At 53.5% G+C, this 12,683-nt stretch carries 12 protein-coding genes, 1 tRNA gene and 1 pseudogene; 11 read left to right on the forward strand and 3 right to left on the reverse strand.

Translation table 11 applies throughout. The annotated features are described in order from the left end of the window. The first annotated feature begins 208 nt into the window (after window positions 1-208). Genes lsrA through lsrG form a run of 6 tightly spaced genes read left to right on the forward strand, consistent with a single transcriptional unit; the run spans window position 209 to window position 6,160 of the window. A complete protein-coding gene (gene lsrA, locus KGP26_RS16160; RefSeq protein ID WP_021806685.1) occupies window positions 209-1,777 on the forward strand; it encodes an autoinducer 2 ABC transporter ATP-binding protein LsrA in 1,569 nt (522 codons plus the stop codon). Continuing rightward, window positions 1,771-2,820, forward strand: a complete 1,050-nt coding sequence (gene lsrC, locus KGP26_RS16165; RefSeq protein WP_115158816.1) for an autoinducer 2 ABC transporter permease LsrC — start codon at window positions 1,771-1,773, stop codon at window positions 2,818-2,820. Before lsrA ends, lsrC begins: the two co-directional genes overlap by 7 nt. After that, complete coding sequence (gene lsrD / locus KGP26_RS16170) at window positions 2,817-3,818, forward strand: autoinducer 2 ABC transporter permease LsrD (protein ID WP_021806687.1); 1,002 nt, start codon at window positions 2,817-2,819, stop codon at window positions 3,816-3,818. Before lsrC ends, lsrD begins: the two co-directional genes overlap by 4 nt. Before the next feature lie 44 nt (window positions 3,819-3,862). Further along, a complete protein-coding gene (lsrB, locus tag KGP26_RS16175; RefSeq protein WP_021806688.1) occupies window positions 3,863-4,885 on the forward strand; it encodes an autoinducer 2 ABC transporter substrate-binding protein LsrB in 1,023 nt (340 codons plus the stop codon). Window positions 4,886-4,919: 34 nt separating this feature from the next. Further along, on the forward strand, window positions 4,920-5,795 hold the full coding sequence (gene lsrF, locus KGP26_RS16180; protein WP_059201010.1) for a 3-hydroxy-5-phosphonooxypentane-2,4-dione thiolase: 876 nt from the start codon (window positions 4,920-4,922) through the stop codon (window positions 5,793-5,795). Window positions 5,796-5,848: 53 nt separating this feature from the next. Next, on the forward strand, window positions 5,849-6,160 hold the full coding sequence (gene lsrG, locus KGP26_RS16185) for a (4S)-4-hydroxy-5-phosphonooxypentane-2,3-dione isomerase (RefSeq protein ID WP_021806690.1): 312 nt from the start codon (window positions 5,849-5,851) through the stop codon (window positions 6,158-6,160). Window positions 6,161-6,209: 49 nt separating this feature from the next. On the opposite strand, the pseudogene KGP26_RS16190 reads toward lsrG, so the two are convergent. Further along, window positions 6,210-6,442: pseudogene (locus KGP26_RS16190) on the reverse strand (glycoside hydrolase family 88 protein); the annotation flags it as partial. 166 nt (window positions 6,443-6,608) lie between these two features. Between KGP26_RS16190 and KGP26_RS16195 the strand changes: the two are divergent. The 3 genes from KGP26_RS16195 (at window position 6,609) to KGP26_RS16205 (ending at window position 7,972) form a co-directional block, all read left to right on the forward strand. Beyond that, window positions 6,609-6,698: transfer RNA gene (locus tag KGP26_RS16195), tRNA-Ser, on the forward strand. A gap of 582 nt (window positions 6,699-7,280) precedes the next feature. After that, the gene (locus KGP26_RS16200) at window positions 7,281-7,490 is read left to right on the forward strand and encodes a hypothetical protein (RefSeq protein ID WP_021806691.1); all 210 of its coding nucleotides are present in this window, start codon (window positions 7,281-7,283) and stop codon (window positions 7,488-7,490) included. A 101-nt stretch (window positions 7,491-7,591) separates the two neighbouring features. Beyond that, window positions 7,592-7,972, forward strand: a complete 381-nt coding sequence (locus KGP26_RS16205) for a DUF1622 domain-containing protein (RefSeq protein ID WP_037376011.1) — start codon at window positions 7,592-7,594, stop codon at window positions 7,970-7,972. A gap of 37 nt (window positions 7,973-8,009) precedes the next feature. On the opposite strand, the gene KGP26_RS16210 is transcribed toward KGP26_RS16205, so the two are convergent. Then, a complete protein-coding gene (locus KGP26_RS16210) occupies window positions 8,010-9,125 on the reverse strand; it encodes a GGDEF domain-containing protein (protein WP_021806693.1) in 1,116 nt (371 codons plus the stop codon). Between the two features lie 201 nt (window positions 9,126-9,326). On the opposite strand from KGP26_RS16210, the gene KGP26_RS16215 reads away from it, so the two are divergent. Further along, window positions 9,327-9,812 (forward strand): heme-degrading domain-containing protein, encoded by a 486-nt coding sequence (locus tag KGP26_RS16215; RefSeq protein WP_115158811.1) that lies wholly within the window; start codon window positions 9,327-9,329, stop codon window positions 9,810-9,812. Between the two features lie 227 nt (window positions 9,813-10,039). Beyond that, on the forward strand, window positions 10,040-11,731 hold the full coding sequence (gene dauA, locus KGP26_RS16220; protein WP_021806695.1) for a C4-dicarboxylic acid transporter DauA: 1,692 nt from the start codon (window positions 10,040-10,042) through the stop codon (window positions 11,729-11,731). A gap of 86 nt (window positions 11,732-11,817) precedes the next feature. Here dauA and kdsA read toward each other — a convergent pair whose 3' ends face one another. Next, window positions 11,818-12,672, reverse strand: a complete 855-nt coding sequence (gene kdsA / locus KGP26_RS16225; RefSeq protein WP_021181107.1) for a 3-deoxy-8-phosphooctulonate synthase — start codon at window positions 12,670-12,672, stop codon at window positions 11,818-11,820. Window positions 12,673-12,683 lie beyond the last annotated feature (11 nt).

Here is a 12,683-nt window from a genome sequence, read left to right on the forward strand (position 1 = left end):
TTGTTCCGCTATCGCTCAACAATAGCTGTGAGTCATGCCACAAATATACACCAAATTTGAACATCGGTTTCTACAGAACACAATTATTCAAAAAACGTGATCGCAGTGATGGTTTTATCGCCAAACCATGACTAAGGTTATGAACAATTAGTTTTCTAAAAAATATTTATTCAACTCAGTCGCTCATCTTTGAGTGAACGGAGGCAAGATGCAAACCGGTGAATACCCAGACCCACCTCTGCTCTGTGTACAAAATATCAATAAGCACTATTCCGGTGTTGCGGTGCTGAAAGGCATCGACTTTACCTTGCACGCCGGGGAGGTACATGCCCTGCTCGGTGGCAATGGCGCAGGGAAGTCCACGCTGATGAAGATCATTGCTGGCGTAGTACCACCGGACGGCGGCGCTATCGAGATCAATGGCCAGCGTTGTGCCAGCCTGACCCCGGTAAAAGCGCATCAACTGGGGATCTATCTGGTGCCGCAGGAACCGCTGTTGTTCCCCAGCCTGTCGGTTAAAGAGAATATTCTGTTTGGTCTGCCTGCCAAGCGGGCTGCTGTTGAAAAAATGCAGCAATTACTCGAACTGTTGGGATGCAAGCTTGAGCCCAACAGTATGGCAGGGTCGCTGGATGTGGCTGACCGCCAGATTGTAGAGATCATGCGGGGATTAATGCGTGATTCCCAGATCCTGATCCTGGATGAACCCACGGCGTCGCTGACGCCTGCCGAAACGGACAGACTATTTGCCCGCCTGCATGAACTGCTTGGCAAAGGTGTCGGTATCGTCTTTATTTCCCATAAGCTGCCGGAAATCCGCCAGATTGCCGACCGCGTTAGCGTAATGCGTGACGGCAAAATCGCCCTGACGGGGAAAACCGCCTCGCTGACCACGGATGAGATTATTCAGGCAATCACCCCAGCCGCCCGTAATGTGGATCTCTCCGCTAGCCAGAAACTGTGGCTCGAACTGCCTGGCAATCGGCCAGCCAACCCTCAGGGCAAAGCCGTATTGCAGTTGAGGGAACTCACTGGAGAAGGCTTCCGGCAGGTGACACTCAACGTCCACGCCGGGGAAATCCTGGGTCTGGCTGGCCTGGTCGGTTCCGGGCGCACCGAGTTGGCTGAAACGCTGTATGGATTACGCCCAGCCAGTGCGGGCAGCATCCTGCTCAATGGTGAAGAGATCGCGCAACTGAGCACCCGCCAGCGGTTGCAGCGCGGGCTGATCTATTTACCGGAAGACCGGCAGTCTTCCGGGCTGTATCTGGATTCATCGTTATCCTGGAACGTCTGTGCCCTGACCCATAATAACGGCGGGTTCTGGGCCCATCCACAGCGTGATAACGCTACGCTTGAACGTTATCGCCGGGCACTGAATATCAAATTCAACCACCCAGAACAACCGGCCCGCACCCTGTCTGGCGGTAATCAACAAAAAATACTGATCGCCAAATGCCTGGAAGCATCGCCACAGTTGCTGATCGTTGATGAACCGACCCGTGGCGTCGACGTCGGTGCACGCAACGATATCTATCAGCTCATTCGGAGCATTGCCCAACAGCATGTCGCTATCCTGTTTATTTCATCCGATCTCGAAGAGATAGCCATGATGTCCGATCGCGTCTGCATCATGCACCAGGGCGAGGTGGCAAGCAGCGCTCTGTGTGGCAACGAGATTACTGTGGATACCATCATGCATATGGCCTTTGGCGAACAACACGTCGTATCTCCCTCCTCCTATCAACCTCATACCAACGGGGAGACCTCATGCTAAAGATAATACAAAACAACCGAGAGCTGACGGCGCTGCTGGCCATCATCGCTCTGTTTGCGCTACTGGGGAGCATTGATAGCAGCTATTTCAGTTTTCAGACGCTGACCATGATCTTCAGCAGTTCGCAAATCCTGATGTTGCTGGCCATCGGCGCGGCGCTGGTCATGCTGACCCGTAACATTGATGTCTCCGTCGGTTCCATCACCGGGATGTGTGCGGTGCTGCTTGGGATAACGCTCAATGCCGGGTACAGCTTGCCCGTCGCCTTTGGCGTCACGCTGCTACTCGGTTTGCTGGCGGGCTTTTTTAATGGCGTGCTGGTCGCCTGGTTTAAAATTCCTGCCATAGTCGCCACCCTGGGCACCCTTGGTCTTTATCGTGGCATCATGCTGCTATGGACCGGCGGTAAATGGATCGAAGGGTTGCCAAGCTCGCTCAAGCAGCTTTCTTCACCGGTGCTGCTGGGCATCTCACCGATTGGCTGGCTAACCTTACTGCTGGTGGCGTTAATGGCCTGGCTACTGTTGAAAACCTCATTCGGCCGCAGCTTCTATGCCACCGGTGACAACCTGCAGGGGGCTCGTCAACTCGGGATCCGCACCGAGGCCATCCGCATCATCGCTTTCTCACTGAATGGGCTAATGGCAGCGCTCGCCGGGATCGTGTTTGCCGCACAGATTGGCTTTATTCCAAATCAAACCGGCACCGGCCTGGAAATGAAGGCTATTGCCGCCTGCGTGCTGGGAGGCATCAGCCTGCTTGGTGGCTCTGGCACGGTGGTGGGGGCCATTTTGGGAGCCTATTTCCTGACGCAGATCGACAGCGTGCTGGTACTGTTGCGCATTCCTGCCTGGTGGAACGACTTTATCGCTGGCCTGGTTTTGTTGGGGGTTCTGGTGTTTGATGGCCGCCTGCGCTGTGCCCTGCAAAAGAATATCCGCCGCCAGAAGTATGCCAGGTTTATCGATCCTCCACCCTCGGCCCCCACATCCCCTCACACCACCCAACGCCCTGCCCAGGGAAAAAAACGGGAGATCGCATGATGGCACAATGGCGACGTTTCGGCTGGGAACTGGCGCTGGCCGCCCTGCTGCTGATTGAGATCCTGGCGTTCGGGGTCGTAAATCCACGCATGCTGGACATTAATGTCCTGCTGTTCAGCACCAGCGATTTTATCTGTATTGGCATTGTGGCACTGCCGTTAACCATGGTGATCGTCAGTGGCGGCATTGATATTTCATTTGGTTCCACCATTGGCCTGTGCGCCATTGCGCTAGGAGTGATGTTCCAGGCGGGCCTGCCCTTGCCGTTGGCAATAGCGATAACGCTGGCCCTGGGCGCCCTGTGCGGTTTGATCAACGCCGGCTTGATCATCTACACCGGTATCAATCCTCTAGTGATCACCCTCGGCACCATGTACCTGTTTGGCGGTAGCGCCCTGCTGCTTTCGGGCATCTCTGGTGCCACCGGCTATGAAGGCATCGGCGGATTCCCGATGGTCTTTACCGATTTCGCCAACCTGACCGTGTTCGGCCTACCAGTACCGCTGACCTTCTTTATGGTCTGTGTGCTGCTGTGCTGGCTGCTGATGCACCGGACACATGCAGGGCGCAACATCTTCCTGATTGGCCAAAGCCAGCGCGTGGCGCAATACAGTGCGATCCCGGTTAACCGAACGCTGTACGCACTCTATGCAATGACCGGCTTTGCTTCAGCCATCGCTGCGGTGCTGCTGGTTTCCTACTTTGGTTCGGCTCGTTCCGACCTCGGCGCCTCTTTCCTGATGCCAGCCATCACGGCGGTAGTACTTGGCGGGGCAAATATTTACGGCGGCTCAGGTTCCATTCTCGGTACCGCCGTAGCCGTCTTGCTGGTCGGTTATCTGCAACAAGGATTACAAATGGCTGGCGTGCCCAATCAGATCTCCAGCGCACTTTCCGGAGCGCTGCTGATTATTGTCGTCGTTGGCCGCTCCATCAGCCTGCATCGGCATCAAATCAGAGAGTGGATCCAACGGCGCAGCAGCATCCATCAGGTTTGAACGATGACATACATCTTCTGACAACGCGATATACGGAGAACAACATGAGCCTACAACGTATCAAAAAAATCGCGCTTTTAAGCGTACTCGGCATGGCTTCGCTAAGCATTGGCGTACAGGCAGCAGAGCGCATTGCCTTTATCCCCAAGCTGGTGGGCGTCGGCTTTTTCACCAGCGGCGGTAATGGAGCATTAGAGGCGGGGAAAGAGCTGGGCGTTGACGTAACCTACGATGGCCCAACCGAGCCCAGTGTTTCCGGCCAGGTTCAGTTGATCAATAACTTCGTTAACCAGGGCTATAACGCCATTATCGTCTCTGCCGTCTCCCCGGAAGGACTATGCCCGGCATTAAAACGAGCCATGCAGCGTGGCGTGAAGGTATTGACCTGGGACTCAGACACCAAGCCCGAATGCCGCTCTTATTACATCAATCAGGGTACGCCAGCCCAACTCGGAGGCATGTTGGTCGATATGGCAGCCAATCAGGTGAAGAAAGAAAAGGCCAAAGTCGCCTTCTTCTATTCCAGCCCGACGGTCACCGACCAAAACCAGTGGGTGAATGAAGCCAAACGTAAAATCGAGAAAGACCATCCGGGCTGGGAAGTGGTCACCACCCAGTTTGGTTACAACGATGCCACCAAGTCACTGCAAACCGCCGAAGGGATCCTGAAAGCCTACGGCGATCTGGACGCCATCATCGCCCCGGATGCCAATGCCCTGCCCGCAGCGGCCCAGGCGGCAGAAAACCTCAAGCGTGACAACGTGGCGATTGTGGGGTTCAGCACCCCAAACGTCATGCGCCCTTATATTCAGCGCGGCACGGTTAAAGAGTTCGGCCTGTGGGATGTGGTCGAACAAGGGAAAATTTCGGTTTACGTGGCCAACGCCCTGCTGAAAAACGGTGAATTGAAGGTTGGCGACAAGCTCGACATCCCTGGTGTGGGCCAGGTAGAGGTTTCGCCAAACAGCGTTCAAGGCTATGACTACCAGGCAAAAGGCAATGGCATCGTGCTGCTACCTGAGCGCGTGGTGTTCAATAAAGACAATATCGACAAATACAACTTCTAACCTATCGCCCCGATTATTTGGAGGGAGTAAGACAATGGCTGATTTAGATGACATCAAAGACGGTAAAGACTTCCATATTGACCGGCCGCAGCAAAATGCCCTGTTTAGTTTAAAAGGGTGTGGTGCGCTGGATTGGGGTATGCAGTCCCGCCTGGCACGCATTTTCAACCCCCGCACTAACCGAACCGTGATGCTGGCCTTTGACCACGGCTATTTCCAAGGCCCGACGACCGGGCTGGAGCGGATTGATATCAATATTGCACCGCTGTTTCAGCATGCAGACGTGTTGATGTGTACCAGGGGTATTCTGCGTAGCGTGATCCCGCCTGCCACTAACAAACCCATCGTCCTGCGCGCTTCAGGAGCAAACTCCATTCTGACCGAATTGAGCAATGAGGCGGTGGCTGTCGCCATGGACGACGCGGTCCGTCTTAATAGCTGTGCCGTCGCCGCGCAGGTTTACATCGGTACGGAACATGAACACCAGTCGATTAAAAACATCATCCAGCTGGTCGATGCAGGTCTTAAAGTCGGCATGCCCACCATGGCGGTGACCGGCGTAGGGAAAGATATGGCGCGCGATCAGCGCTATTTCTCACTGGCCACGCGTATTGCCGCCGAGATGGGGGCGCAAATCATCAAGACTTACTACGTGGATAAAGGGTTCGAACGCATTGTGGCTGGCTGTCCAGTCCCTATCGTCATCGCCGGTGGGAAAAAACTGCCAGAGCGCGAGGCGCTGGAGATGTGCTTCCAGGCCATCGATCAAGGGGCGTCCGGGGTCGATATGGGGCGGAATATTTTCCAGTCAGCAAGCCCGGTTGCCATGATCAAGGCGGTGCACGCCATCGTTCATCAGAACGAAACGGTAGAACACGCCTACGAACTCTTCCTCAGCGAAAAAGGCTGATACGGCTGAAATGCGGGCCGGTTTCCAGGCCCGCCCATTCAAGGAGGCTGATTATGCACGTTACCCTGGTCGAAATTAACGTTCATGACGACAAGGTTGAACGGTTTATCGAGGTGTTTCGGCAAAACCATCTGGGCGCGATCCAGGAAAAGGGCAACCTACGCTTCGATGTGTTACAGGACCCTGACATCCCTACGCGCTTTTATATTTACGAGGCTTACGCCGATGAGCAGGCCGTGGCTTTCCATAAAACGACCCCGCACTACCTGGCCTGTGTCAAAGAGCTGGAGTCTTTGATGACCGGCCCACGCAAAAAGACGGTCTTTATTGGTTTGATGCCCTCACCCACAGGGAAAGGGAGATGATAGCCCCTGCGCTGTTGGGGGAAGAGAGGTTATCTCAGCAACCTCTCTCTTACGGGCCGCGGCAGCAGCCCGTTGCCTGACCACCAGGTATCGAAGTCAACGGGACCTGGCGATAATAGCCAAGGTTTTTGCCCATCGCGGTTCCGAACGAGGCCTGCATCAGTTCGCCATCGGTGTTGATTTGTTTCCTTGCAGTGCTATTTCGGCAACCTGCAGATACTTGGCATCGATATACCGTTTGCACACCGACTTGAGGATCCCGAACGCAAAACCGGCGGCTGCGATGGGTGTGGATGTCGATGGGCTAGTAAAACCGGTTTTCCGGCCTTGATTTACGGCAAAGCGACCACGGCTTAACCACCTGAGCTAAAACCGTAAAAATATTCTTGACCGGTTAGCCGACTCTCCCTATAGTAGCGCCCCGTTGCACTGAGCAAGCGCAACGTACGGTGAGGTGTCTGAGTGGCTGAAGGAGCACGCCTGGAAAGTGTGTATACGCGAAAGTGTATCGAGGGTTCGAACCCCTCTCTCACCGCCATATTACAAGAGAAAGTCTGAACTAACGTTCAGACTTTTTTTTGCATGTACCCCAGTCAGAGAGGGGTGAGAAGCCTCGACAGGGTTCGACAAAATGGCTCGCAGCGCAGAGACATTTTGGACGGCCGACGGGCCGCCCGCAGGGTGAGCTTGCGAATCAAGCCCTCTCTCACCGCCATATTAAATGAGAAAGCCTGGACTAACGTTCAGGCTTTTTTATTGCATGTACCCCAATCAGAGAGGGGTGAGAAACCTCGACAGGGTTCGACAAAATGGCTCGCATCGCAGAGACATTTTGGACGGCCGACAGGCCGCCCGCAGGGTGAGCTTGCGAATCAAGCCCGACCTCACCGCCATATTCTAAAGAAAAAGTCTGAATTCACGCTCAGACTTTTTTGCATGTCCCCTTTCTTTTGGTAAAAGGCCAGTCTGAGTGGCGCGGCTTCAAGGTAGTGGTAAACGTCACAACGATAAAAACGGACAATTTATCGCCACACTCCGTTTAAACAAAAGTTAGAAAGTATTTGCTACAATACCCATAGCGTTATAATTTAGTTACTTTACTCAGGATACAGGTATCATCATGACTAATCAGCACACTGGCGGCGAATTGACTGAAGAACAAAAACAAGAAATTGACTTAATAGCGTTACAACGAGTCGAGGCAATGAATAGCGACGAATTCCTTTGCCAGCGCATTGACGAAAAAGTTCACGCGATGGAAGAACACCTCAAGGCTTATTTCAACAGGTGTTTTTCACTCCACTTAAACAACAAGCATAGCGAAAAGTAAAATCCTTTACGGGCCTGAGCTAAAACGCCCTATTCCAAGCCATTCACTAAACACGGTTTGTTGGTGAGAGGCTGATAAACATGGAAAATGGAGCTATCTAATTGGAAAGTATCAAAGAAATAATTATCTATTTCTCTCTAATGCTACAGGTTTTTTTAGAGTTTCTATCCGTTATTTGCGTTTTTGTCGGGTTGGTAAAGGCACTTTATACCACAATAACCAAAGTTAAAAGTCAGTCTATACTCTATTTAATCAGGGCGCGCTTTGGAACCTGGCTTGCTTTGGCGTTAGAGTTTCAATTAGCGGCTGATATCTTGGCAACGACAATCAACCCTAGCATGGAGGAGTTGATTAAACTGGTCATCATTGCCGTGATACGTACATTCCTTAATTACTTTTTATCTAAAGAGTTAGATTATGCCGAAAACAATGTTGCTGTCGAAGCTAAAACCGACGCAACAACGCTGGAAGGGAAAAAGTAAAGACGTTAAAAAAAGCACGGTTAACTCCTGGGCCAGGCTAAGACTTCTTAGCCGCCATAGGGCTAAACTTCCTCCCCAACTGGGATAACAACATCAACCGGCTGCTGACCACGCGGTTTTTACCCTCGCGTTTAGCGTCATACAGCGCTTCATCCGTCATTTCTATCGCTTTCTCCACCGACATACCGGCCAGATAGAGCGAGGTCCCGATGGAGATGGTCATGCGGATCGGATACCCGTTATCGGTAATAAAATCAAATCCTTCCACCCTGCTGCGAATACGTTCCGCCACGGCAGCAATCTGCTGCGGTTCATAGCTGGAAGTGATGACCATAAACTCCTCGCCACCGTAGCGCCCGACAAAGTCTTCATCGCGAACGCACTCTTGCAAAATGGCCCCTACGCTGGCTAACACACCGTCACCGGCCAAATGGCCATAGGTGTCATTGACCTGTTTGAAATTATCCAAATCCAGCAACATCAGGCCACAAGACTCTCGTTGAGCATGCTGCAGCATCATTTTGTAGTCCACACTGGCACGGTTGTTGATGTGGGTCAGACTGTCGGTCGTCGCCTTGTTGCGCATGGAGAAAAAGGCGTTGATATGGCGCTCTTTAAAGCTCAGGGCGTGGTAGCAAATCGCCAGGCAAAGCGCCGATGCAGCCTGATACAACAGAATATCCAGCCACAGTTCACGGAAGTTGACGAACAAGCCGACCACGGCAATACGGTAAAGCGCAATGATACCGATGGTAAGGTAAAACACCCGGTTCGATTTTTTCCGCCAGACCCCCGATAGCAACAGCGGCAAGATGATCGAACCGATAAACAGATTATCCAGCGTGAAGCCGCCGTTAAAGCCAAAGTTTACCAGATAGCACACTATCCCACTGACTGCACCTCCGAAAAACAGCACCAAAATCATCGGGATCATGGCAAAGCTGTAATAAATATTACCGGTGAGCAACAGCCGAGACTGATTCAGATACAACACCGCCAGCCCTGCCAGCACACCAAATAACACCCGTTTCCACACGGCGGACTGGAAGGAAAAAGGGGCATTTTTGCTAAGCGCAAAGTAGGCGACCGACAGCGTGGCATAGGTGATGCACGCGTCACTGTAAAAAGACGAGATCGACGCAATATATGTCATAACTATTCGGCATACTCCAGGATGCGGCAATGTAGTTTTTCGGGTTATTTTTGACAACGGCCCCCTGTAATACCGCTTCCGACAGCGCTCATCATACTAAAAATCACAATGACTAGGCGGGTATATGTTATTGCCAGGCAATCTATGTCCTATCCTCAATTCAGGATAGTCTGTTATCCATCACACCACGGGGAAAATCTGATGAATATCGATGATGAATTGCAAGCGCTGGTGACCCAAGAAACGGACCTTACCTTCCACCATTTCGACCATGCCACCGCGTGGGAGCTGGGTGTAGCGCTAAAAAATGCCGCAGAACAGCGCCAATTACCCATCGCTATCGAAATTCAGCTGAACGGACAAACGCTGTTTTATTACGCCATGCCAGGGGCAACGCCAGACATTGCCGACTGGGTGCGGCGCAAGCGCAACGTGGTCAACCATTTTCATAAAAGCTCTTATGCCGTGGGCTTACGCCTGCAACAGCGGCAGGTTACGCTGGAGGAAAGATATGGCCTTAGCGTACGTGACTATGCCGCCCACGGCGGCGCATTCCCTATCAACCTGCTCAATGTGGGTTGCGTCGGTTCCATCTCGCTTTCTGGCTCTCCGCAGCTCGAAGACCATCATCTGTTGGTCAGCACTCTTGCTCTGTTTCTCGGCTTATCCTTACCCGCAGTACACTAAGCGATAAAAGCTGCGCTTTTCCCCCATCCGCAGCGGACGATCTGCACAGGCTGGCGCTTGGCGCACATAGTTCGCTGAACAAATATAAATTAATCACAATCCAGATGCTTTGATACAAATCTAGGTATCGCCGGGCAGAAAGGGGTATGGTATCTACCAGCTATTCCGAGACGGACCTCCATGGCCCGCCATTCCGTTCTCTTTTATAGACTTGGTTTGCAACTTTGATGAAAACGCACGAAATCAACGGTATCCGCCCTTTCAGCGCCCTGATAGATGCCTGCTGGCGCGAGCCCTATTCCCTTCAACGTCTACTGAAAGATGCCATTGCCGGGGTTACCGTCGGCATCATTGCCATACCGCTGGCGATGGCGCTAGCCATTGCCAGCGGCGTTCCCCCACAGTATGGGCTGTATACCGCCGCCATTGCTGGCATCGTGATCGCCGTCAGCGGCGGTTCGCGCTACAGCGTTTCCGGCCCCACCGCGGCGTTTGTGGTGATCCTGTTCCCCGTTTCACAGCAGTTTGGGCTCTCTGGCTTATTGATTGCCACCATGCTGTCCGGCGTATTCCTGCTGATTATGGGGTTAGCGCGGCTTGGTCGCCTGATCGAGTACATTCCACTTTCGGTCACGCTTGGTTTTACCTCCGGGATTGCCATTACCATCGCCACCATGCAGGTGAAGGATTTCTTTGGCTTACAGCTGGCGGAAGTACCGGAAAACTACATCGGTAAGGTAAATGCGCTGTTGCATGCTTTACCCACCTTGGACTATGGCGATACGCTGATTGGCGTGGTCACTCTGGTAGTCCTGCTGCTCTGGCCAAAGCTGGGGCTGCGTATTCCCGGCCACCTGCCCGCCTTGTTGGCTGGCACCGCGGTGATGGCGATCCTGGCTCAGTTCGATCATCAGGTTGCGACCATTGGCTCTCGTTTCAGTTTCGAACTGGCCGACGGCAGCCAAGGCCAAGGTATCCCGCCGATCCTGCCGCAGTGGTTATTGCCCTGGCATCTGCCTGCTGGCGATGGTAAACCGACGGAACTAAGCTGGCAGCTGCTTTCCGCTCTATTACCGGCAGCCTTTTCCATGGCGATGCTTGGGGCGATCGAATCGCTGCTTTGCGCGGTAGTGTTGGATGGCATGACGGGCAAAAAGCACCACTCCAACGCCGAACTGATTGGCCAGGGCGCGGGTAACATCATCGCCCCGTTCTTCGGGGGGATCACCGCAACCGCCGCCATTGCCCGCTCGGCAGCCAACGTGCGTGCAGGGGCAACCTCACCGGTTTCGGCAATCATCCACTCGTTAATGGTGCTGCTGTCCTTGCTGATGCTGGCACCGTGGCTGTCCTACTTACCGCTGGCGGCGATGGCTTCGCTGTTGCTATTGGTTGCCTGGAACATGAGCGAGGCGCATAAAGTGGTTTATCTGCTGCGCCGGGCGCCGAAAGACGACATTTTGGTGATGCTGCTGTGTATGTCGCTAACGGTACTGTTTGATATGGTGATTGCCATTACCGTTGGCATCGTACTGGCCTCACTGCTGTTTATGCGCCGAATCGCACGCATGACCCGCCTAAGCGAGTTGAGCGCCGAAGATGGCCGGCTGGTGCTGCGCGTCAACGGTCCGCTGTTCTTCGCCGCTGCCGAACGCGTGTTCAACGATCTGCTGGTACGCGGTGAAAACTATCACACCATCGTACTGCAATGGGATGCCGTGCCGGTGCTGGATGCCGGGGGGCTCAACGCGTTGCAACGTTATATCGACGCCCTGCCCGCCGAAAAACAGCTGGTGATCACCGATATTCCATTCCAGCCGCTAAAAACCCTGGCTCGTGCTCGCATGAAGCCAATCGATGGCAAGCTGCATTTCTACCCCACCCTGCCAGAAGCGCTCACCGCGCTGAACGCCCACTAAAGCAAAAGGCCCGACAGCTTAATGTCGGGCCTTCAGATTGGCGGGCGCAGCATGCGCGCCCCCACTGAGCGATTTGTCAGCAGTCGTTAGTTGCTGGTATCCAGCTCAGCAAAGCTTTTCACCAGATCGTCGATGGCTTTCATCTGTACCAGGAACGGTTCCAGCTTATCCAACGGCAGCGCCGAAGGACCATCGCATTTGGCATTGCTTGGATCTGGGTGCGCCTCGATAAACAGGCCAGCCAAACCTACCGCCATACCGGCACGAGCCAGCTCGGCAACCTGCGCACGGCGGCCGCCTGAGGCCGCACCAAACGGATCGCGGGTTTGCAGGGCGTGGGTCACGTCGAAGATCACCGGATGGCCACCGGTCACGTTCTTCATCACGTTGATACCCAACATGTCGACCACCAGGTTGTCATAACCAAAGTTGCTGCCGCGATCGCACAGGATAACCTGATCGTTGCCGCCTTCTTTGAATTTATCGACGATATTGCCCATCTGGCCCGGGCTGACGAACTGCGGTTTCTTGACGTTGATCACCGCGCCGGTTTTCGCCATGGCTTCAACCAGGTCGGTCTGGCGTGCCAGGAAGGCGGGCAGCTGGATCACATCAACCACTTCAGAAACTGGCTGCGCCTGTGCGGCTTCGTGCACATCGGTGATAATTTTCACGCCGAAGGTGCTTTTGATTTCCTGGAAAATCTTCATCCCTTCTTCCAGGCCTGGGCCACGGTAAGAATGGATAGATGAACGGTTGGCTTTATCAAAAGAGGCTTTGAAAACGTAAGGGATGCCCAGTTTTTGCGTCACGGTGACATAATGTTCGCAGATGCGCATCGCCAAATCGCGTGATTCCAGTACGTTCATACCGCCGAACAGTACAAACGGCAGATCGTTCGCTACCTTGATGTCGCCAATGCTGACTACTTTCTGTTCCATGCTTGCACCTT

Origin of the sequence: Serratia sp. JSRIV002 (assembly GCF_019968725.1) — a bacterium.
GTDB classification, from domain to species: domain Bacteria; phylum Pseudomonadota; class Gammaproteobacteria; order Enterobacterales; family Enterobacteriaceae; genus Chania; species Chania fonticola_B.

Bases quoted from the DNA above. Each gene is read 5' to 3' on its own strand.
- lsrA (WP_021806685.1), top strand. From the start codon at position 209: ATGCAAACCGGTGAATACCCAGACCCACCTCTGCTCTGTGTACAAAAT.
- lsrC (WP_115158816.1), top strand. From the start codon at position 1,771: ATGCTAAAGATAATACAAAACAACCGAGAGCTGACGGCGCTGCTGGCC.
- lsrD (WP_021806687.1), top strand. From the start codon at position 2,817: ATGATGGCACAATGGCGACGTTTCGGCTGGGAACTGGCGCTGGCCGCC.
- lsrB (WP_021806688.1), top strand. From the start codon at position 3,863: ATGAGCCTACAACGTATCAAAAAAATCGCGCTTTTAAGCGTACTCGGC.
- lsrF (WP_059201010.1), top strand. From the start codon at position 4,920: ATGGCTGATTTAGATGACATCAAAGACGGTAAAGACTTCCATATTGAC.
- lsrG (WP_021806690.1), top strand. From the start codon at position 5,849: ATGCACGTTACCCTGGTCGAAATTAACGTTCATGACGACAAGGTTGAA.
- KGP26_RS16200 (WP_021806691.1), top strand. From the start codon at position 7,281: ATGACTAATCAGCACACTGGCGGCGAATTGACTGAAGAACAAAAACAA.
- KGP26_RS16210 (WP_021806693.1), bottom strand. From the start codon at position 9,125: ATGACATATATTGCGTCGATCTCGTCTTTTTACAGTGACGCGTGCATC.
- KGP26_RS16215 (WP_115158811.1), top strand. From the start codon at position 9,327: ATGAATATCGATGATGAATTGCAAGCGCTGGTGACCCAAGAAACGGAC.
- dauA (WP_021806695.1), top strand. From the start codon at position 10,040: ATGAAAACGCACGAAATCAACGGTATCCGCCCTTTCAGCGCCCTGATA.
- kdsA (WP_021181107.1), bottom strand. From the start codon at position 12,672: ATGGAACAGAAAGTAGTCAGCATTGGCGACATCAAGGTAGCGAACGAT.